This is a genomic window from Lentibacillus daqui (assembly GCF_027186265.1).
Classification (GTDB): domain Bacteria; phylum Bacillota; class Bacilli; order Bacillales; family Amphibacillaceae; genus Lentibacillus_C; species Lentibacillus_C daqui.
The window spans coordinates 1,352,759-1,374,775 of the sequence record NZ_CP114176.1; the positions used below are offsets into that span (position 1 = coordinate 1,352,759).

11 protein-coding genes, 3 rRNA genes, 3 pseudogenes and 1 other annotated feature are annotated in these 22,017 nt (G+C 43.2%); of the genes and pseudogenes, 9 read left to right on the top strand and 8 right to left on the bottom strand.

The features are described from left to right. Positions 1–30: 30 nt before the first annotated feature. Together metK and asnB are read left to right on the top strand one after the other, a co-directional pair. On the top strand, positions 31–1,230 hold the full coding sequence (gene metK / locus O2S85_RS06845) for a methionine adenosyltransferase (protein ID WP_269411934.1): 1,200 nt from the start codon (positions 31–33) through the stop codon (positions 1,228–1,230). Positions 1,231–1,359: 129 nt separating this feature from the next. After that, positions 1,360–3,270 (top strand): asparagine synthase (glutamine-hydrolyzing), encoded by a 1,911-nt coding sequence (asnB, locus tag O2S85_RS06850; RefSeq protein WP_269411935.1) that lies wholly within the window; start codon positions 1,360–1,362, stop codon positions 3,268–3,270. 25 nt (positions 3,271–3,295) lie between these two features. Here asnB and O2S85_RS06855 read toward each other — a convergent pair whose 3' ends face one another. Beyond that, positions 3,296–4,144: a C39 family peptidase gene (locus O2S85_RS06855; RefSeq protein WP_269412502.1), complete on the bottom strand. Its 849-nt coding sequence runs from the start codon at positions 4,142–4,144 to the stop codon at positions 3,296–3,298. A 70-nt stretch (positions 4,145–4,214) separates the two neighbouring features. Beyond that, positions 4,215–4,742, bottom strand: coding sequence for a gamma carbonic anhydrase (locus O2S85_RS06860; protein WP_269411936.1), 528 nt, complete (start codon positions 4,740–4,742; stop codon positions 4,215–4,217). A 121-nt stretch (positions 4,743–4,863) separates the two neighbouring features. Between O2S85_RS06860 and O2S85_RS06865 the strand changes: the two genes are divergently transcribed. Continuing rightward, a complete protein-coding gene (locus O2S85_RS06865) occupies positions 4,864–5,928 on the top strand; it encodes a tetraprenyl-beta-curcumene synthase family protein (protein ID WP_269411937.1) in 1,065 nt (354 codons plus the stop codon). A gap of 51 nt (positions 5,929–5,979) precedes the next feature. On the opposite strand, the gene mnmM is transcribed toward O2S85_RS06865, so the two are convergent. Next, positions 5,980–6,537 (bottom strand): tRNA 5-(aminomethyl)-2-thiouridylate-methyltransferase MnmM, encoded by a 558-nt coding sequence (gene mnmM / locus O2S85_RS06870; protein ID WP_269411938.1) that lies wholly within the window; start codon positions 6,535–6,537, stop codon positions 5,980–5,982. Between the two features lie 338 nt (positions 6,538–6,875). Then, positions 6,876–7,092: a binding site (T-box leader), on the top strand. 59 nt (positions 7,093–7,151) lie between these two features. On the opposite strand from mnmM, the gene leuS reads away from it, so the two are divergent. Further along, positions 7,152–9,569 carry a leucine--tRNA ligase gene (leuS, locus tag O2S85_RS06875; RefSeq protein ID WP_269411939.1) on the top strand — a complete coding sequence of 806 codons (2,418 nt, stop codon included), beginning with the start codon at positions 7,152–7,154 and terminating at the stop codon, positions 9,567–9,569. Positions 9,570–9,622: 53 nt separating this feature from the next. Here leuS and O2S85_RS06880 read toward each other — a convergent pair whose 3' ends face one another. Both O2S85_RS06880 and O2S85_RS06885 read right to left on the bottom strand, forming a co-directional pair. Then, complete coding sequence (locus tag O2S85_RS06880) at positions 9,623–10,738, bottom strand: NAD(P)/FAD-dependent oxidoreductase (RefSeq protein WP_269411940.1); 1,116 nt, start codon at positions 10,736–10,738, stop codon at positions 9,623–9,625. Positions 10,739–10,859: 121 nt separating this feature from the next. Further along, complete coding sequence (locus O2S85_RS06885) at positions 10,860–11,627, bottom strand: YybI family spore inner coat protein (protein WP_269411941.1); 768 nt, start codon at positions 11,625–11,627, stop codon at positions 10,860–10,862. Between the two features lie 328 nt (positions 11,628–11,955). Between O2S85_RS06885 and O2S85_RS06890 the strand changes: the two are divergent. From O2S85_RS06890 to rrf, 5 genes and pseudogenes are all read left to right on the top strand, one after another. Further along, positions 11,956–13,253 (top strand): annotated as a pseudogene (locus O2S85_RS06890) (IS91 family transposase). A 168-nt stretch (positions 13,254–13,421) separates the two neighbouring features. Then, a complete protein-coding gene (locus tag O2S85_RS06895) occupies positions 13,422–13,547 on the top strand; it encodes a hypothetical protein (protein WP_269411942.1) in 126 nt (41 codons plus the stop codon). Between the two features lie 243 nt (positions 13,548–13,790). After that, positions 13,791–15,356: ribosomal RNA gene (locus tag O2S85_RS06900) — 16S ribosomal RNA — on the top strand. A gap of 152 nt (positions 15,357–15,508) precedes the next feature. Further along, positions 15,509–18,427, top strand: a 23S ribosomal RNA gene (locus O2S85_RS06905). A gap of 151 nt (positions 18,428–18,578) precedes the next feature. Continuing rightward, positions 18,579–18,694 (top strand): 5S ribosomal RNA (gene rrf / locus O2S85_RS06910). Together the 16S, 23S and 5S rRNA genes form the textbook arrangement of a ribosomal RNA operon. Positions 18,695–18,884: 190 nt before the next feature. Here the strand turns inward: rrf and O2S85_RS06915 are convergent. The 3 genes and pseudogenes from O2S85_RS06915 to O2S85_RS18900 form a co-directional block, all read right to left on the bottom strand. After that, on the bottom strand, positions 18,885–20,228 hold the full coding sequence (locus O2S85_RS06915; protein WP_269411943.1) for an RNA-guided endonuclease InsQ/TnpB family protein: 1,344 nt from the start codon (positions 20,226–20,228) through the stop codon (positions 18,885–18,887). After that, positions 20,215–20,840, bottom strand: a pseudogene (locus O2S85_RS06920) (IS607 family transposase). The gene O2S85_RS06915 and the pseudogene O2S85_RS06920 overlap by 14 nt, the downstream one beginning before the upstream one ends. Positions 20,841–21,031: 191 nt before the next feature. After that, positions 21,032–21,983: pseudogene (locus O2S85_RS18900) on the bottom strand (transposase); the annotation flags it as partial. Positions 21,984–22,017 lie beyond the last annotated feature (34 nt).

Consider the following 22,017-nt stretch of genomic DNA (forward strand, 5'->3'; position numbering starts at 1 on the left):
GTACCAAAATTAAAGGGAGAGATTTGGCCTATGGCTGCAAATCGACGTTTATTCACATCCGAATCGGTCACGGAAGGGCATCCTGATAAAATTTGCGATCAGATTTCGGATGCGATTTTGGATGAAATTTTAGCAAAGGATCCAAACGCCCGTGTCGCTTGTGAAACCACTGTAACAACCGGTTTGGTATTGGTTTCTGGCGAGATAACGACGAGCACATATGTGGATATTCCGGCAATAGTCAGGCAAACGATTAAAGATATCGGTTATACCAGAGCAAAATATGGTTTTGATGCGGAAACATGTGCTGTACTTACAGCGATTGATGAACAATCGCCCGATATTGCCGAGGGTGTAGATACCGCCTGGGAAGCACGGCAAGGCCGAATGTCGGATGAGGAAATCGCGGCGATCGGTGCCGGGGACCAAGGCTTGATGTTTGGGTTTGCCTGTGATGAAACAGAAGAGTTCATGCCAATGCCGATTTCGTTGGCGCATAAAATGGCAAAACGTTTGGCGGACGTGCGAAAAGATGGCACACTTGATTACTTGAGACCGGATGGGAAAACCCAGGTAACAGTAGAATATGATGACCAGGATAATCCGGTAAAAGTGGATACAATCGTTATTTCCACCCAGCATCACCAGGATATTTCAACTGAACGAATTGAAAGGGATTTGCTTGAGTATGTCGTTCGCCCAGTCGTTCCGGCATACCTGCTGGATGAAACAACGAAATATTTCATTAATCCAACAGGCCGCTTTGTTATTGGCGGTCCACAAGGGGATGCCGGATTAACGGGACGGAAAATTATTGTTGACACATACGGAGGATATGCCCGTCATGGCGGCGGTGCATTTAGTGGTAAAGATTCAACCAAAGTGGATCGCTCCGCAGCATATGCCGCCCGTTATGTTGCCAAAAATATAGTTGCTTCCGGGCTTGCCAAAACATGTGAAGTACAGCTTGCGTATGCAATTGGTGTCGCTGAACCAGTATCGATAGCCATTAACACGTTTGACACGGGAACAGTTAATGAAGAAAGATTGGTTGAAGCGGTTCGAGAATTGTTTGATTTACGCCCAGCCGGCATTATTCGTATGCTTGATTTACAACGGCCTATTTTCAAAAAAACAGCTGCCTACGGACATTTTGGCCGAACCGACATCCTATTCCCATGGGAGAAGACGGATAAAGTTGAGGAATTAAAAGCATTGGTACAGATATAAGAACAATTGGTATGACTTTTCGTTATTATTATATATTTTTTGAGCCGATATTCTTATCGAAATAGGTCATCGTTTGTGATATACTCAAAAAGATATGATTACGAGAGCAAGAGAGTGAGGCTAAAGCCAATGTGTGGATTTATCGGAATGATTCGCAATAAGCCGGGGTTGCCAAATGAAACGGCAATACAGGCCTTTGAGCGGCAAAATAACATTATAACCCATCGTGGACCCGATGACGAGGGTTATTTTCACGATCATTATGTATCGTTTGGATTTAGACGTTTAAGCATTATCGATATCGAAAGTGGTCAGCAGCCACTCAGCTATCAAAATGAAAAAATATGGCTTATTTTCAATGGTGAAATCTATAATTATGTTGAACTTCGGGAAGATCTACGTCAAGAAGGCTATACATTTACAACGGAATCAGATACAGAAGTCATTGCCGCACTATTTACCAAACATAAAGAACAGGCATTTCAATATTTACGTGGCATGTTTTCCATATTGATCTGGGATAAGGAAAATGAAACGTTGTATGGTGCACGTGATCCGTTTGGCATTAAACCAATGTTCTATAAAGAAACAGAAGAAGGTACAATTTTTGCTTCTGAGAAGAAAAGTATTTCATTGATGTCGGAAACGGAACAAGTTGATAATGAATCATTGCAACATTATTTAAGCTTTCAGTTTGTACCGGAACCATATACGATGACAGCCGGCATTAAAAAAGCGGAACCAGGACATTATTTTGTGAAAAAACCAGGGCAATCAATCAACTTTACAAGATATTGGCATGCATCGTTTAACCCTGTCTTAATGGACAAACAAGATTGGATTAAGCGGGTTCAAGATGTGATGTATGATTCGGTGAATGTGCATATGCGAAGTGATGTACCGGTTGGATCGTTTTTATCCGGTGGCATTGATTCTACATTAATTGTCGCGATGGCACGGGAGTTTAATCCGAACATTAAAACATTCTCAGTTGGCTTTGAACGGGAAGGTTTTTCTGAAGTGGATGTTGCTAAAGAAACAGCAGATAAACTAAATGTGGAAAATATTTCTTACATTATCTCGCCCGAGGAGTATGTGGAAAAACTGCCAAAAATCATGTGGCATATGGATGATCCACTGGCAGACCCTGCATGTGTACCATTGTATTTTGTCGCCAGGGAGGCACGAAAACATGTAACAGTTGTGCTATCTGGTGAAGGTTCAGATGAGTTATTTGGCGGTTACAATATTTATCGTGAACCAGAATCATTGAAACTATTCCATTCCATACCGAAGCCGGCTAAGAATCTGTTGGCTCGAGTAGCTGAAGTACTGCCAGAAGGTGTAAAAGGAAAAAGCTTCCTCGAACGTGGTACGACACCACTTCGCGAACGATATATAGGTAATGCGAAAATGTTTGAGGAGGAAGAGAAACGGCAAATCCTGAAAAACTACAATGAAAATCTATCATACCGGCAAATTACTGAGAAACTATTTGATCATGTAGCAGATGATGAATTGGTGAATCAAATGCAATATGTCGATATTCATACTTGGATGCGAGGAGATATTTTACTCAAAGCAGACCGGACGACAATGGCCAATTCGTTGGAGCTACGAGTTCCGTTTCTGGACAAGGAAGTCTTCCGTGTTGCCAGCCAAATTCCAGTTGAATTAAAAATTGCCAATGGCACAACAAAGAATTTGCTACGTGAAGCATCACGGGGGATTATTCCTGATCATGTACTTGACCGTAAAAAATTAGGGTTTCCTGTACCAATTCGCCATTGGTTGAAAAATGAACTGAATGGCTGGGCCAAACAATTAATCAAAGAGAGTGAAACGGACCATTTGCTGCATAAGCGTTATATCCTTGATTTGCTTGATGCACACTGTCAGGGTAAAGGCGACTATAGCCGGAAAATTTGGACGGTGTTGATGTTCATGCTGTGGCACCAGATTTTTGTCGAAAACAAATTTGATATAACTGAGTTAAGCAAACCGGATGTATCCGTGGAACCAGCGACAGTTAATAAATAAGCATAGAATAAAGCAGGCGGTAACGTTATAAAATCGTTATCGCCTGCTTTCCCATTTGCTTCCATGCAGCTTTGAATTCCGTTCTTGGTGCTTTATTATTCTGTTCCAGTGGATCATTGAAATAAATATACTTGTCATCATAGCCTGTTACCAATACCGCGTGCTCCCTCATGGTTACTTCAATAGGACCGTCTGGTGTTTGCCATGTGATAAATTGTTCTTTGGGTAGCTTTTTAAATGTGGCATTGATAATCACCAAAACCGGTCGATCCTGATTCAATTGGTGGATTATTTCATCAAAATCCTGCCCGGTAAAATTAAATACACGGTTTCCTGCATAAATCGACGCCAGTTCAGTAATCGGTTGATGATAAACCCCAAGTCCCGGGGTGGCAAAGGAATACATGTCACCAACAAAACCATTATTTGGATGACCGAAATAAATGCCTTCTTTTGTCTTTTGGTATGGCGTCGGATCAATTTTAATTTGTTGTGCCAGTTTCATTTTATCTGCCTGAATATTGTGGTATGCAAGCAACATCGCAAGGCTTGTCACTTCACAACCGCGTGGTAATTCCGGTAATTGGCTAATTTGGGGTGCTTTTAACTGAACCGATTCTTTTTCGTCTATTGGCTGTTCTTGGTTGGACGTTTTTGCTATGGCCGAGTCAATGAATGATTTGGGCAATACATGTGTGATTGATGCGATGATGAAGTTTTTGTGTTCCTTTATGTACATGCCACTAATGACGATTGCTGTAATAGTAAAAATAACACTATATAAAACAAACGAGCGACGAATCCAGCTTGTGGAAATCCTGCGGCGAAAAATTATAAAATAGACTGCGATGACAAAGGTAATAACTGCTAGCATGATGTGCACAATGATACACTCCTAAAATCTGAGCTGTAGTAATCTTAATATCGGCATAATTCCACTAAGTTTAAAATTCCTGGTTTAATTCTGTATGATATTTATAGTATTGACCTTTCTCTACATATGATTTACGCACACGCTCCATTTCTGCATAATCGGCATCGGTTAGTTTTCGCACCACTTTGGCAGGTCTTCCCAAAGCTAATGTTTGCGGCGGGATCGTTTTTCCTGGGGGTACCAGACTTCCAGCTCCAAGAAATGCATGTTCTCCAATCTCGGCTCCATCGAGAATAATGGAGCCCATGCCGATTAACGCATTTTTTCGGATGGTTGCCCCATGCAATGTCACCTGATGGCCAATTGTTACATCATCCTCAACAATAACTGGATTTCCGGGGCTTTGATGAATCATGGAAAGATCCTGGATGCTAACTCGTTTTCCGATCCGGGTTGGTGCGACATCCCCGCGGATAACTGTATGAAACCAAATGCTTGATTGCTCACCAATGATTACATCACCGATAATAGTGGCATCCTTAGCGATAAAGGCTGTTTCATCAATTTTTGGAGTGATATTTTTATAATGGCTTATCAATTTCAAAACCTCCAGTTACTCATGTTAAAAGTTGAATCTAAGGGAAAAATATGATGATATAATTAGTATAGCAAATATTTTTGGATGTTTGGTATCACGGCCATTAAATGGAGGGAGCAAGTTGGGAAACCATGTACCACAAACTGCAGCTACATTAATGATAAAAGTGTATCGTAAAATATTCCCAGCCGTTAAACAAGAGTTGGCTTACTGGACAAAACGTGCCCGGCAAATTCCCGATGAAGAATTACGTGCACAGGCGCTGGCAAGTATTCATACAAAACGGTTTCATTGTCAAGGTGGGGCAGTTTATGCGTTACTTGCAGCTGGTAACTGGAAGGAAGCGATTCGATTTATTGTTGCTTACCAGACCATTAGTGATTATTTGGATAATTTATGTGACCGCAGTACATCATTGGATCCCGCTGATTTTCGTCTGTTACACGAGGCGATGGCGGATGCATTGACCCCGGATAACACAGTGAAAAATTATTATAAACTACGGACGGAACAGGCGGATGGGGCGTATCTAGCTGATCTTGTTCGTACCTGTCAGCAAGTTGTAAAGCAAATCCCAACGTATCACTTCATTCAGCCGAAATTGCTAAAGTTAGAACAATTATACGGAGATTTACAAGTTCATAAACATGTGGCGGTAAACGAGCGCATCCCCAGATTGATGAACTGGTTTAGCCAAAAATACAGTAATGATGACGCTTTGAGCTGGTATGAATTTGCAGCTGCATCTGGTTCCACACTCGGTATCTTCTGTTTTATATCCTATGCACTTGGAGGACAGATGACAGCGGCTCTATCTAAAGATATTTTTTACAGCTACTTTCCTAATATGCAGGCATTACATATTTTGCTTGATTATTACATTGATCAACAAGAGGATGAGCGGGAGGGGGACTTGAATTTTTGCAGTTACTATCCGTCGCGGGAAAAAATGTTAGAGCGGTTTATTTATTTTATTGAACAAACAAATCATTGTGTTCAGTCTTTACCCAATCGAAAATTTCATGAAATGATTCATCATGGGCTGGTTGGGTTGTATCTTGCCGATGGAAAAGTCAGGCGCTTGGATAGCGGGGATATGATGACATCTGTCTTATTAAGAAAAAGTGGAAGACAGGCAAAGTTTTTTTACTGGAATGTCAGGCAATATCACCGCCTGTTTGGTTAAATGATTAGGAAAAGCAGAAGCTGCCCCGTTAGCCACCGGGAGCTCTATTGGTTATTTTTTATCAATGGCAACGATAAACGGCGGGTGATTTCGTTGGTTGATAAAACCATATTGCAATACGTTATAGGATTGTTGGTCAAGGGCTTTGGCATAATTCAAGATTGTCTCTTTTTCTTCGGTTCCACCTTTGTGACCGTGATAAATAACCAAGACGATAACGCCACGTTTTCTAAGAAAGGCTAACATGGAATTCAGGGCCTTAATGGTGGAAGCACCATGGGTAATAACAGTTTTATCACTTCCGGGCAAATAACCTAAATTAAAAATAGCACCACTAATTTGGTCAGTTGTATCTAAGTATGCTGCCACATGCTCATGCGAATCTTGAATGATTTTCGTGTTATGGATGGCGTGTTCAGTTAATTTTTTGTTTGTTGCAGCAATTGCCTGATCTTGAATATCAAAAGCCAGAACTTGACCATTTTCGCCGACAAGCTGACTAAGGAAAATGGTATCATTTCCATTACCGGCAGTGGCGTCAATCACGATATCACCAGGTATTACCGCATCCTGTAGTAATTGATGTGAAAATGCAACAACGGATTTCATATGGATTTATCGTTCCTTTCGTCATAGTACGATCCTTATTTTAGCACATTTTAGTAAGTTTTTGTGGTGCATTTTGGATAGGACGTAACAACGAATCCTCCATTAATACGCGATAGTCTGACAATTTACTTGACAAAGCATGTAGCATTGCTTAAAATTCGATAATAAGTATAAAAGTAGTGTTAAGGCTATAGTTCCATTAAAGTCATTGCTGTACTATGATAAAATATTCTTCCTAAGTGGTGAAACAAACCGGTATAATAGTAATTACGAAGTCTAGATTGACAAGTTTGCGGGTTGAAGACGGACTGCAGTGTTCGGTCGGCCGTTAGAATAGGAAAACGACAATGCGAAGGAATAGTAACAGAATATTTCGGGTTTAGAGAAACAGTGGTTGGTGCAAACTGTTGCTGAATGTTATGTGAACTCACCTTTAAGTTACAGGATTGAAGCAAGTAGGTTCTGTCGTATCATCTGCGTTAAGGATATAAAGTGAACGCTTAAAATGTAGCGTTAATTTGGGTGGCACCGCGGGAGAAGCTTCTCGTCCCTTTACATGGGATGGGCAGCTTTTTTTATGGGGGTCTGAGCCCAAGAGTGAAGGAGGAGTAAAGATGAGTTTTAATCATCGGGAAATTGAAAAGAAATGGCAAACATATTGGCAAGAACATAAAACGTTTAAAACAGACACTTTTTCGGATAAAGACAAGGTATACATATTGGATATGTTTCCTTATCCATCGGGAGCCGGTCTGCATGTTGGACACCCGGAAGGTTATACCGCAACAGATATTCTTTCCCGTATGAAACGAATGCAAGGAAAAGAAGTTCTGCACCCAATGGGCTGGGATGCATTTGGGTTACCGGCAGAACAGTATGCACTTGATACAGGAAATAGTCCGGCCAAATTTACAGAACACAATATCAACACATTTCGCCGGCAAATTAAGGAATTGGGTTTTTCCTATGATTGGGATCGGGAAATCAATACAACCGATCCGAATTACTACAAATGGACCCAATGGATTTTTACAAAACTGTATGAAAAAGGCTTGGCCTATATGGATGAGGTTGCGGTGAATTGGTGTCCGGCGCTTGGCACTGTATTGGCCAATGAAGAAGTAATTGATGGAAAGAGTGAACGCGGCGGACATCCGGTCATTCGCAAACCAATGAAACAATGGATGCTGAAAATCACCGCATATGCTGACCGGCTGCTGGATGATTTGGAAGAATTGGATTGGTCAGAAAGCATAAAGGATATGCAGCGTAATTGGATTGGCCGATCAGAAGGCGCAGAAGTAACATTTGCAGTAGATGGGCACGATGAAACAATCACTGTATTTACGACCCGTCCGGATACTTTGTTCGGTGCAACATATGCCGTACTTGCACCAGAACATCCATTAGTGAAAAAAATCGTCACTGATGAACAGCAGGCTGCGGTTAGCAAATATTTAGATGATGTGCAAAGTAAATCAGATTTGGAACGAACGGATTTGGCCAAGGATAAAACAGGTGTATTTACCGGTGCCTATGTCATTAATCCAGTAAATAACCAAAAAATGCCGATTTGGATTGCGGATTATGTGCTGATGTCTTACGGAACGGGGGCAATCATGGCGGTGCCGGCACATGATGAACGTGACTATGAATTTGCTTCGAAATTTGAATTGCCAATTGTCGAGGTTGTTGCTGGTGGAGATGTAACAAAAGAGGCGTACACCGGTGATGGGGAACACGTAAACTCTGACTTTTTGAATGGACTGGACAAAGAAACAGCCATTACAAAAATGATTGCTTGGCTTGAGGAAAATGGCTTAGGAACGAAAAAAGTGACCTATCGTCTACGTGACTGGCTATTTTCCCGACAACGCTACTGGGGTGAGCCGATTCCGATCATTCATTGGGAAGATGGTACCATGAGTACGGTACCTGAAGCGGATCTGCCGCTGGAATTGCCGGAAATGACTGAAATAAAACCGTCCGGAACTGGTGAATCACCGCTTGCAAATAGTGAGGAATGGGTTAATGTTACTGATCCCAAAACCGGAATGAAAGGACGCCGAGAGACAAATACGATGCCGCAGTGGGCAGGAAGTTGCTGGTATTTCCTTCGCTTTGTTGACCCGAATAACACACAACAACTTGCCGATCCAAAAGCATTGGCAGAATGGATGCCGGTTAATGTTTATATCGGCGGAGCGGAACATGCAGTATTACACCTGTTGTATGCCCGGTTCTGGCACAAATTTTTATACGATATTGGCGTGGTACCAACCAAAGAGCCATTTTTGAAACTGTTTAACCAAGGGATGATTCTTGGGGAAGGCAATGAAAAGATGAGTAAATCGAAGGGGAATGTGGTTAATCCTGATGATATTATTACTTCCCACGGAGCGGACACACTAAGATTGTATGAGATGTTCATGGGGCCGCTTGATGCAGCAGTTGCCTGGTCAACCAATGGATTAGATGGTGCGCGTAGATTTCTTGACCGGGTTTGGCGTTTAATCGTAAATGATGACGGAAATTTGTCTGAACGTATTGTCGTATCAACTAATGATACATCAATGGATAAGGTGTATCATGAAACGGTGAAAAAAGTGACCGAGGATTTTGAACAGCTGCATTTTAATACGGGAATTTCACAAATGATGGTGTTTGTTAACGAAGGCTACAAGGTTAATGAGCTACCAAAAGAATATGTGGAAGGCTTCGTAAAATTGCTTTCTCCAGTGGCACCACATATTGCCGAGGAATTGTGGAATAAATTGGGTCACACGGACACGATCAGTTATGAAGCATGGCCGGCTTTTGATGAAGCAAAACTGGTAGAAGATGAAATTGAAGTAGCGGTACAAGTGATGGGAAAAGTTCGATCAAAGATCAATGTTGCCAAAGACATTTCCAAGGAAGAACTGGAAAAACAAGCACTCGAAGATGAAAAAGTTCGGGAATGGCTAGAAGGAAAAACCATTCGCAAAGTTATCGTTGTACCTGGTAAACTGGTGAATATCGTGGCTAATTAAAACGCACAAAAAAGGATCTCCGCTCATTCTGCGGGGATCCTTTTTATTTGTTCTTATTTAATGGCACCAGATACGGGATAATCATCGGTGTCAATTAAAAGTGTCTTGCCAAGTGCCATTTTGGCCAGCTCTGTACCGATGAACGGACCCATGGTAAGTCCGGAAGCTCCCAAGCCATTTGCCAGAATTATTCCTTGGTAACCAGGTAATGGGCCAATCACAGGCAAAAATCCAGGTGTGAACGGACGAAAGCCAATCCTTGTTTCCAATACGGTTGCATTCGTCAAACCTGGGGAAACATCAAGTGCTTTTGTTAAGATTTCATTGATTCCACCCGCCGTTATCCGGTAGTCGAAGCCAGCCTCGTTTTCATGGGTCGCACCAGCGATAATGCGATTGTTATCAAGCGGTACCAAATATTGGTCATTTGGTGGCATCACAACAGGACGGCCAGCCGTAGTGAAATCGGGAACTTGAAAATGCATAATTTGTGCTTTCTGTGAAGTGACTGCAAATTTAACACCCAATGGTTCAAGCAGCTCACTCATCCAAACGCCATTTGCTGCAATAACCGTGCCAGCATAAATAGTTTTGCGATTTACCATAACGCCGGTAACATGCTTCCCTTCATGAATTAATTGCGCATCACCATGACGTATGATTGCACCATGTTTTATAGCACCATTCAATAAAGCATTTCGCAATTGACGGCCATTAACACGGGCAGCACCGCTTACATGAACAGAGCGGTATCCATCTGCTAGAAGGGGAAACAATGCATGTGTCTGTTCAGCATCCAACATGCGAATTTCACCGATCTCCGGTGCATCCTCTCGTCGCTTAATAGCTCTTTTTTCCATAGCAGCTAGTTTATCCTCATCATGATGGATCGAGATTGCCCCAACCTTATCATAACCTGTATTCGTCTCCCCATCTTCCGCCAGCAGATTGATTAATTCCGGATAAAAACGGGCACCGCCTTTTGCTAATCGGTACCAGACTTTGTTACGGCGTTGGGATAGCCAAGGACAAACAATCCCTGCTGCTGCATCCGTTGCCTGACCATCATCATTTCGATCAATAACTATTACCTCGACATTTGCTCTGGCAAGTTGATATGCGGTTGTCGCACCAAGAATCCCTGCACCAATAATAATAAATTTGCTCATACTCAATCCTTCTTTGGTTCAATGATTTACAAGGTTTAATATAGAGGAGATAGTGCATGTTGTAAAATGAAGCGGGTTGACGAAAGGATAGAAAAAAGCCAGCGTAAATTCCGCTGACTTTTTATTTTGGTTCGCTGCTTGATTTAAATTCTTGTTTCAATTTAATCCACTTTCCATCCTCATAATACCAAAGTGCGCGAATGGATCCCAATTTGTCCTGGTGATTATATCCGTTAACTTGTTGGTAACTCTTTAATCCAAACCCTTTACTTTTACTAATAAATGTTGGTTCAAAATAAGTAATCGGATCAACAGTTAATTGTTTTTGGCGTAACAACTTTCCACTTTTGTCGTATATTCCCTGTTGTATATGTGTTGCTGCATGATCCTTTATATCAATGATAATGGGATCCTTGCTTGGGTCTAGCAGTAATGATGCTTTAAAGTTTTGTTTGAACTCCCCTGTGATAGTGTAAGATTCAGGAACCTCTATTTTTTCAAGCTTTTCATCTTTTAACGTATTGAACTGATAATGATGTAATGCTTTTGTTTCATTCTCTGTATTTTGATACAGCACATCGTTAACTCCATCATGATTTAAATCCTTAAATTGAAGGCTAGGATTATAACCGCCCTCGTATACGATTTTCCACTGCTTTGTTTGCGGTCCTTTTATGTCTGCCCAAACATTGTGGAAGTAATTACTATCTTGGCCAAAACGAATTCCTTTGAGTTTTATTTCCTCTTTCTGACCATCACCTGTTACATCTTCATGATAAGTGGCAATTTCTATTGTCTTTTGGTTGTCTGGCTCGCTTGCTGCCGAAAGAGGTATTGCAAACGTCAGAGTTAATGTTAACAGGATCAGAAGCTGGAAAAATCCTTTCATGATATATCTCCATTCCTTATCGTAAGTGGTTGAACTATGTTTAGTGTGCGATACAGGTTGTTATCTTATGCAGATCGTTCAAGGGCATATTTGGGTAAGGTTGTGATTTTTTTGTGTAGGATTCGGGGCAAATTAGTGTGTTGGACTGGAAATTAGCGTGCTATCGTTGTGTGGAGAAGTATAAAGGCTTTCAGAAACTGACTGATAATATGTTTATGTTTTATGGATGGAATATTTTTTTTGAAAGGATGTATATTTTTTATAAAAAGATAGGAAAGTATAAAATTTGGGTCTACCGCAGTGAGTGTTACTGTGGTATTTTTTATGTATGGGGAAAAACATATTAAAAGAAATCTTCTTTGACGAAAATCAACATTGGGAATCATTCAAAAGGAAATACGGAAAGAGAATCCGTCCTATTGTCATAAAGGAGGTAGAGAAATTTCGTGACTGTGGAGATATGAAAAAAGGATTCAAACTTTTTGTTTGCGAGGGCTGCCATGATGTAAAGCGTATTCCCTTCCGATGTAAGGGACGTTTTTGTACAACCTGTTCTGTTGGAGAAAGCGAAGAATGGAGTCGTCTATTGTCTGAGGACGTATTACAAGTGAATCACCGACATGTGATACTCACAATTGATGAAGGGCTACGGGATATATTCCTTTTACATCGTGAGCTTTTAAAGCCACTTATGGATGAAGCAGCCAAATTACTTACTGACTATTTTCAGAAGAAAGCCAAGGTGATACCGGGGATTATAGTTGGATTGCATACGTTTGGTTCCAAAGTGAATTTCAATCCCCATGTACATATGATGGTAACGATGGGGGAATCACGAAAAAAGGGGAATGGAAAGGATACGATTTTATACCATTCAAGATGCTTCGAAAGCAATGGCAGACGGTAGTGTTGAAGCTCATCCGAAAAAACTTGACGAAGCAAGAAAAGAAAAGGATACAGCCAAGATTACAAAAGGCTTTTTCCGCAAATGGGGAAGGCTTCTATGTGTATGCCCCAAAACAAAGAGGAAAGATAAAAGAGCAGCTTCGCTATATTGGCCGCTATATTCGTCGACCAGCGATTGGAACCAATCGGATCGAGGCATATGATGGTCAAACTGTAACTTTTAAGTATGTGGACAAGACAGATGGGAAAGAAAAACATGAAGTAGTTACAGTAGAAGAGTTTATCATCCGTTTAATACGTCATATTCCGGATGAACAATTTAAAACGATTCGTCATTATGGCATGTACTCAAGAAGGAGCAAGAAGTTAAGTAAAAAGCTGTTGGCTACATGGCAACAAGGAACAAAACGATGGATACTGAAGGTGAAAAAGACATTACGCCGCCAAACATGGAGAGAGCGTATTATTTCAAGTGGACAAAAAGATCCAATGATTTGCCCACATTGCAACAACTATTATGAGTACATGGGTGAAGTCTGTCTTGAGGGAGGACGATTAGAAATAAAAATAGCATTAACGAAAGAAGCAAAAAGCTATCTAGAAAGGGTGATTCATCATCTCGAAGGCAACGGGCAAGAAAAGCAAAAAGAGGAAAAAGGGAACCGACCATCTGCGCCCCAAGAAGACGTTTGTCAATTATCATTGTTTGGTGTGTCATGAGGAGGAGAAGATTCCTTATGATGTCGTACAGGAATTTGATTTGATGGATGGAGGAGATCCAACAACTCCACCCAGATTTAGTTGTGAACAATGTGGGGGAGACATGTATCCGGAGTATTATAAGGGCATACATGGACAGGAATATAAATTATCGGATTTTCTCTAACTATGGTGGATACAAAAGGACCGGGCGGGGTTTGCCCGGTTTTTCTTAAAGATGGGAAATGGGTGTTGACTTTTTTATGGTGGGAGAGTATTATAGATTTTGCTGTTGAAAGAGACACAGCTAAATAAAAAAATGATGGTTTTTGTTGTTGACAATAATCGTTATAAATGATAAAATACTTTTACTGTCGAGAGAGGCAGTGAAAGAAATTTGCTCTTTGAAAACTGAACAAAACAACCAGTATGTAACAGATGTCAGAGGTTGAGGTTAGAAGTTAGATCAATTGATTTGATGGAAAACGCAGACCCTGGAATCAATTTTTGCAGCTAAGAATTTAGATAAAATTAATTAGTGTTAATTTTATCACAAACTTTTTGGAGAGTTTGATCTTGGCTCAGGACGAACGCTGGCGGCGTGCCTAATACATGCAAGTCGAGCGCGGGAAGCAAGTAGATCCTCATCTGAGGTGACACTTGTGGAACGAGCGGCGGACGGGTGAGTAACACGTGGGCAACCTGCCTGTAAGATCGGGATAACTCGCGGAAACGTGAGCTAATACCGGATAATACTTTTTCCTGCATGGGAGGAAGTTGAAAGATGGCTTTGGCTATCACTTACAGATGGGCCCGCGGCGCATTAGCTAGTTGGTGGGGTAAAGGCTCACCAAGGCGACGATGCGTAGCCGACCTGAGAGGGTGATCGGCCACACTGGGACTGAGACACGGCCCAGACTCCTACGGGAGGCAGCAGTAGGGAATCTTCCGCAATGGACGAAAGTCTGACGGAGCAACGCCGCGTGAGTGATGAAGGTCTTCGGATCGTAAAACTCTGTTGTGAGGGAAGAACAAGTATTGTTCGAACAGGGCAGTACCTTGACGGTACCTCGCCAGAAAGCCCCGGCTAACTACGTGCCAGCAGCCGCGGTAATACGTAGGGGGCAAGCGTTGTCCGGAATTATTGGGCGTAAAGCGCGCGCAGGCGGTCTTTTAAGTCTGATGTGAAATCTTGCGGCTTAACCGCAAGCGGTCATTGGAAACTGGAGGACTTGAGTGCAGAAGAGGAGAGTGGAATTCCACGTGTAGCGGTGAAATGCGTAGAGATGTGGAGGAACACCAGTGGCGAAGGCGACTCTCTGGTCTGTAACTGACGCTGAGGCGCGAAAGCGTGGGTAGCGAACAGGATTAGATACCCTGGTAGTCCACGCCGTAAACGATGAGTGCTAGGTGTTAGGGGGTTTCCGCCCCTTAGTGCTGAAGTTAACGCATTAAGCACTCCGCCTGGGGAGTACGGCCGCAAGGCTGAAACTCAAAAGAATTGACGGGGGCCCGCACAAGCGGTGGAGCATGTGGTTTAATTCGAAGCAACGCGAAGAACCTTACCAGGTCTTGACATCCTCTGATGGCGGTAGAGATACCGTGTTCCCTTCGGGGACAGAGTGACAGGTGGTGCATGGTTGTCGTCAGCTCGTGTCGTGAGATGTTGGGTTAAGTCCCGCAACGAGCGCAACCCTTAATCTTAGTTGCCAGCATTAAGTTGGGCACTCTAAGGTGACTGCCGGTGACAAACCGGAGGAAGGTGGGGATGACGTCAAATCATCATGCCCCTTATGACCTGGGCTACACACGTGCTACAATGGATGGAACAAAGGGCAGCGAAGCGGCGACGCATTAGCTAATCCCATAAAACCATTCTCAGTTCGGATTGCAGGCTGCAACTCGCCTGCATGAAGCCGGAATCGCTAGTAATCGCGGATCAGCATGCCGCGGTGAATACGTTCCCGGGCCTTGTACACACCGCCCGTCACACCACGAGAGTTGGCAACACCCGAAGTCGGTGAGGTAACCTTTTGGAGCCAGCCGCCGAAGGTGGGGCCAATGATTGGGGTGAAGTCGTAACAAGGTAGCCGTATCGGAAGGTGCGGCTGGATCACCTCCTTTCTAAGGATTATATTACGGAACGGGAAGTTTATTCCTAAGACATACTCGGTTGTTTGGTTCAGTTTTGAGAGAGTAAATCTCTCTATTTGTACCTTGAAAACTAAATAAGAGCAAGACAAACAACGACATCAACTTTTAAAGTTCTTAAATATAGTTAAGTGAAAAAGAGCGCACGGTGGATGCCTTGGCACTAGGAGCCGATGAAGGACGGGACTAACACCGATATGCCTCGGGGAGTCGTAAGTAGACTGATCCGGGGATTTCCGAATGGGGGAACCCGCTGCTCGTAATGGAGCAGTACACCTATCTGAATACATAGGGTAGGTGAGGCAGACCCGGGGAACTGAAACATCTCAGTACCCGGAGGAAGAGAAAGCAAACGCGATTTCCCAAGTAGCGGCGAGCGAAACGGAAACAGCCCAAACCAACAGGCTTGCCTGTTGGGGTTGTAGGACACTCCAATGGAGTTACCAAGAAATTCTTTAGATGAATCGATCTGGAACGATCAGCCATAGCGGGTAAGAGCCCTGTAATCGAAAGAGAATTTCCTCCGGAGTGGATCCTGAGTACGGCGGAACACGTGGAATTCCGTCGGAATCCGGGAGGACCATCTCCCAAGGCTAAATACTCCCTAGTGACCGATAGTGAACCAGTACCGTGAGGGAAAGGTGAAAAGCACCCCGGGAGGGGAGTGAAAGAGAACCTGAAACCGTGTGCTTACAAGTAGTCGAAGCCCGTTAATGGGTGACGGCGTACCTTTTGTAGAATGGACCGGCGAGTTACGATCGTATGCAAGGTTAAGTGGAAGACACGGAGCCGTAGCGAAAGCGAGTCTGAACAGGGCGTTTGTAGTATACGGTCGTAGACCCGAAACCGTGTGATCTACCCATGTCCAGGGTGAAGGTCAGGTAACACTGACTGGAGGCCCGAACCCACGTATGTTGAAAAATGCGGGGATGAGGTGTGGGTAGGGGTGAAATGCCAATCGAACACGGAGATAGCTGGTTCTCTCCGAAATAGCTTTAGGGCTAGCCTCAAGAAAAGGAAGTACTGGAGGTAGAGCACTGATTGGACGAGGGGCCCTCACCGGGTTACCGAATTCAGTCAAACTCCGAATGCCAGCTACTTGTTCTTGGGAGTCAGACTATGGGTGATAAGGTTCATAGTCGAAAGGGAAACAGCCCAGACCGCCAGCTAAGGTCCCAAAGTATACGTTAAGTGGAAAAGGATGTGGCGTTGCTTAGACAACCAGGATGTTGGCTTAGAAGCAGCCATCATTTAAAGAGTGCGTAATAGCTCACTGGTCGAGTGACGCTGCGCCGAAAATGTACCGGGGCTAAACGTATCACCGAAGCTGCGGATTGTTCTGAAAGAACAATGGTAGGAGAGCGTTCGAAGTGCTGTGAAGTCAGACCGTGAGGACTGGTGGAGCGCTTTGAAGTGAGAATGCCGGTATGAGTAGCGAAAAAGAGTGAGAATCTCTTTCACCGAATGCCTAAGGTTTCCTGAGGAAGGCTCGTCCTCTCAGGGTTAGTCGGGACCTAAGCCGAGGCCGACAGGCGTAGGCGATGGACAACAGGCAGATATTCCTGTACCACCTCATGACCGTTTGAGCAATGGGGAGACGCAGAAGGATAGGGAAAGCGCACCGATGGATGTGTGCGCCCAAGCAGTAAGCGAGTTGGATAGGCAAATCCGTCCAGCAATCGCAAGCTGTGATGGGGAGTGAAAATGGTCACGAAGTTCCCGATTTCACACTGCCAAGAAAAACCTCTAGCGAGGTCACAGGTGCCCGTACCGCAAACCGACACAGGTAGGCGAGGAGAGAATCCTAAGGTGATCGGGAGAACTCTCGTTAAGGAACTCGGCAAAATGACCCCGTAACTTCGGGAGAAGGGGTGCTTCTTGCATGAGAAGCCGCAGTGAATAGGCCCAAGCGACTGTTTAGCAAAAACACAGGTCTCTGCGAAGCCGAAAGGCGAAGTATAGGGGCTGACACCTGCCCGGTGCTGGAAGGTTAAGGGGAAACGTTAGCTCACAGGAGCGAAGCGTTGAACCGAAGCCCCAGTAAACGGCGGCCGTAACTATAACGGTCCTAAGGTAGCGAAATTCCTTGTCGGGTAAGTTCCGACCCGCACGAAAGGTGCAACGACTTGGGCACTGTCTCAACGAGAGACCCGGTGAAATTATACGATGCGTGAAGATGCGCATTACCCGCGACAGGACGGAAAGACCCCGTGGAGCTTTACTGTAGCCTGATATTGCATGTTGGTACAGCTTGTACAGGATAGGTGGGAGCCATCGAAACCGGAGCGCCAGCTTCGGTGGAGGCACCCGTGGGATACCACCCTGGTTGTACGGACATTCTAACCCAGAACCGTGATCCGGTTCGGAGACAGTGTCAGGCGGGCAGTTTGACTGGGGCGGTCGCCTCCTAAAAGGTAACGGAGGCGCCCAAAGGTTCCCTCAGAATGGTTGGAAATCATTCGCAGAGTGTAAAGGCACAAGGGAGCTTGACTGCGAGACCTACAAGTCGAGCAGGGACGAAAGTCGGGCTTAGTGATCCGGTGGTTCCGCATGGAAGGGCCATCGCTCAACGGATAAAAGCTACCCCGGGGATAACAGGCTTATCTCCCCCAAGAGTTCACATCGACGGGGAGGTTTGGCACCTCGATGTCGGCTCATCGCATCCTGGGGCTGTAGTCGGTCCCAAGGGTTGGGCTGTTCGCCCATTAAAGCGGTACGCGAGCTGGGTTCAGAACGTCGTGAGACAGTTCGGTCCCTATCCGTCGTGGGCGTTGGAAGTCTGAGAGGAGCTGTCCTTAGTACGAGAGGACCGGGATGGACACACCGCTGGTGTACCAGTTGTTCCGCCAGGAGCATAGCTGGGTAGCTACGTGTGGCAAGGATAAGTGCTGAAAGCATCTAAGCATGAAGCCTCCCTCAAGATAAGACTTCCCATCACTTCGAGTGAGTAAGATCCCTCAGAGACGATGAGGTTGATAGGTCCGAGGTGGAAGCGTGGTGACACGTGGAGCTGACGGATACTAATCGATCGAGGACTTATCTATATTGTTTGATTCGTTGATACCATCTTCTCTTATTTAGTTTTCAGGATATAAAAACATTTGCATTTTTTATCAGAAATGCATATAATATATCTTGTCCTTGTTTTTAACACTTCTGTAAAGAGAAGATAAACAAGGTGATCATATCTAAAGGTCTGGTAGCCATAGCGGAGAGGTCACACCTGTTCCCATGCCGAACACAGCAGTTAAGCTCTCCAGCGCCGATGGTAGTTGGGGCTTTGCCCCTGCAAGAGTAGGACGCCGCTAGGCAATATAAAAAACCACCAAGTTTTATATCTTGGTGGTTTTTTATATTTGCTGAAATCCGTTAAATGCTAATTGGTAACTTAAGTTTCGCGCCGCACTCCTTTGTCTATTTAAACCTAACCGAAATTAAGCCTAAAATTAATCAAAGACCTCTTCTCTGTTACCAAGAAGAATGTTTATTTCAACCCCGGATTTACTTCCTGAGGCCAGCAGATGGGGTCAAACCACAAGCAATCTTTGCCTGTTTAAAATCCCACCACACTGTATACATAGGGGATTCCACACCTATGTAGCCTGCGCGAGGCAATCGCTTTTTGGCTTTCTTTCCGATATTAACTGCACTGTTGATATCTCTCGAAAGCGTTGTACCGCAGTTTACACATGTAAAGCTGCGAATAGATGGATCCTTTTTCTCCTGATGACCACAGACACAACAGGTTTTGGTTGTATCCCGTTCATCAATCTTTTGATAATGCTTGCCACTTTTCGCTTGCACCCAGTTTAATATACGGCGAAACTGTCCAACTGGTGTTTGATTTAACATGGCCCTTCTCATCGTCCCGTACTTTGCCACATCGGGAGTCGGAGTATAGTCACCAATGTAAATGGCATCGTAACGCTTGGAAAAATAATGCGCATAGCTAAATAACAGCGTCTTCATTTGTTCTCGACGTTTTAATTGCGCCCCTTCCAAAGCATGATTGAGTCTTTTCCAACGTTTGCTTGGCTCAAAATACGTAACATTTGGGGTGCATACCAGCTTATTAAACTTTTCACATTTGTCCCGTTTTGATTTGATTTCATCGATTCGTTTATCCCAATACTTCAACAGTGCATTCATTGATTTCAATTCATATGATTTTCCATCACTGCCTAATCCTATTGCCAAATTCTTATGGTTGGGATCAAATACAATAAACGATTGTTCCTCCACCTTGGTGATTTCCTTGGCATCTTCTATTGTAAAAATGGCATAATACGAATCCAGATCCTTTGTGATGCGAAGGGTTTTGACTCTCTCCGTTTCGCTTAGTTCTACCGCTTCCACAAGTCCAACTTTGATTTTGATGGTCTTCTTAGCCTTTTTATCTTTTTTCTTTAATTCCTTATGTTCTTCATCTGTTAATTTGCCAAAACTTAAGGAAAGCAGATTGGCGTCCAATAATTTAAAGCCTTTTTTTGGTTCATCGTAATATAGCGAAAACCACTTCTTTTTCCATGAACGATATTTTGGTTTCTCATTCATTAATTTTGGATCAAAAAATCGTTCATAGGCATCTTTTAACCGTAATGCCGTATTTTTCAATGGGGAGGAATGGACTTTAAACAAAAATGGGTTTTCCCCTTTTATTTTCGGTACTTCATTCCTCAGGTTTCTACCGGAAAGCAGTTTTTTCTTTTTTCCATTGCGATAATCTTCCTCCACCGCATCAAGCAATTGATTGTACAGCCAGTTGCACATTCTGGATTGAGAATCGAGTAACTGCTTGTTTTCCTTTGTAACCACCAATCGTACCTTTTTATTATACGTAAGCATGGCCGTTGTCCTCAATGACCTGTTTCACCGCTTGTTGCAGTTTCTTTCGCTTGTGACTTCTGCTTCCATACAAGCGGCTGCTGAAGACAGTAATAATGGAAAGCATATCCTCGACTAACTCCTGCTCATATGTTTTATCCTCTGTATGGTTGACGATTTCAATTTTCACATGATGGAAGGCACATATTTGTTCCAACAATTCATACCCAAAACGTAGTAACCTATCCTTGTAGTTGACGACAACTTTCTCCACCTGATTGCTTTGCGCCAGCCGGATTAATTCCTTTAGCCCCTTCTTATCGTCATTCAAACCACTTCCCAGATCTTTTATAATACGAAACTGATATCCATTTGCCGAACAATACTGCGAAACGGTATGGACCTGCCTTTTTAAATCTTCCTTTTGGTCCGATGATGATACACGGCAATACCCAATAACAATTTTGTCTTGAAGTGGTTTCAGATCATGCTTGATAGCACTAAGGTCTTCTACAGCATATCTTCTATGGCCACCGGTGGTTCGAGAGGATGTTATCTCCCCTCTTTCTCCCACCTTCTTAATGTAGTGGGATGAACACCAAGTATGCTGGATGCTTCATCGATGGTATACATTTTAGCGATCCTCCTTATTTTTCTACATAACAAAGTTCGACATAAAATGCGAGAATCCTGCTAAAAAGTAATTAATTTTAAATAATTTAGATTAAACTGTTTTGGAACCCCAAAGTTTGGGGGAATTTCAAGTTAAAAAAACGAACTTCCCCTGTTCTTATAGTATTTTTCAGTCATTCCATTTAGCGCATTCAGGCTGCATGATCTTCTTCCAACAATTGATTTCCCAAAAATGACACCTCAAATAGATCCTCCAGATATTTGTATTCCGGGGATTTTTAAAAAATTGAATATCAATGAGGCCAGATTCAGAAATTGCCACGATGACAACGTCCAATAGCTCATCGAACATTTCCCATAAAAGTTCGGCTATGTTTTTTTCTTCCATTTCATTTCTCATGTCCTTAAAGAGACCGCCCAACGTCTCATAATCATTTATTCTGCGGAAGTACGATAAAAAAGCATATAAAATATACGTTGTTGTAATATGTGCTATTTGGGCATCGAAATCCTGGGATTGGCATTTTCTTTAGCGAAGCAATTTGCTTGTTTTCCTTAAAGAAAACCTCGATTGAACAGCGGACAGCGTAGATTTCCAGCATTTTTAAAAGGGACAGGGGTTCATCTGTGGAAAGATAGAGCTCCCAGTGCTTTTGTGATAGGGATAACGACAAAGTAAACCTCGACTCTTTCTTCAATATCTGAATAATAAACAACAGCTTCAAAATAGCGTACGTTCATTTTGCGGCAGCTTTTTCTCCTTTTTAAGAACTTTGAAAATCTCCTTTGCGTTGAGTTCTTCATTATTATAGCTGTATTTGCTGTGGTAGCGAACAGCACAAATAACGTGCGTTGCCCCGTTCTTGATGCCTCTGACAGTGAATAGGGAATCTTTGGTTGGGAACCAGCTGTCCACAGCACATATCTTGCATGAAAGTCATGTTTGACAGCTCTTTTAAGCATGAAGGGAACTTGTGTACATCCTTAGGTTATCATTTATAAACTTGTAATTTTGTCGATATTTCATTCGTTTTGCTCCATTTGATTTCGGGTTTCTTTCTTTTTTGTATTACTTTTTCTAATACTTGCGTTTCAAAGATTTTTCGCTGTAAGACTAAAATCAAGCGGTGTAAAACTTGTTCCATGCCATCAAAAAGTCGGGGACTCTTGAATTAAC

Bases quoted from the DNA above. Each gene is read 5' to 3' on its own strand.
- O2S85_RS06855 (WP_269412502.1), bottom strand. From the start codon at position 4,144: ATGCTAGCAGTTATTACCTTTGTCATCGCAGTCTATTTTATAATTTTT.
- mnmM (WP_269411938.1), bottom strand. From the start codon at position 6,537: ATGAAATCCGTTGTTGCATTTTCACATCAATTACTACAGGATGCGGTA.
- asnB (WP_269411935.1), top strand. From the start codon at position 1,360: ATGTGTGGATTTATCGGAATGATTCGCAATAAGCCGGGGTTGCCAAAT.
- leuS (WP_269411939.1), top strand. From the start codon at position 7,152: ATGAGTTTTAATCATCGGGAAATTGAAAAGAAATGGCAAACATATTGG.
- metK (WP_269411934.1), top strand. From the start codon at position 31: ATGGCTGCAAATCGACGTTTATTCACATCCGAATCGGTCACGGAAGGG.
- O2S85_RS06915 (WP_269411943.1), bottom strand. From the start codon at position 20,228: ATGCTTACGTATAATAAAAAGGTACGATTGGTGGTTACAAAGGAAAAC.
- O2S85_RS06895 (WP_269411942.1), top strand. From the start codon at position 13,422: ATGGTGGATACAAAAGGACCGGGCGGGGTTTGCCCGGTTTTTCTTAAA.
- O2S85_RS06885 (WP_269411941.1), bottom strand. From the start codon at position 11,627: ATGAAAGGATTTTTCCAGCTTCTGATCCTGTTAACATTAACTCTGACG.
- O2S85_RS06880 (WP_269411940.1), bottom strand. From the start codon at position 10,738: ATGAGCAAATTTATTATTATTGGTGCAGGGATTCTTGGTGCGACAACC.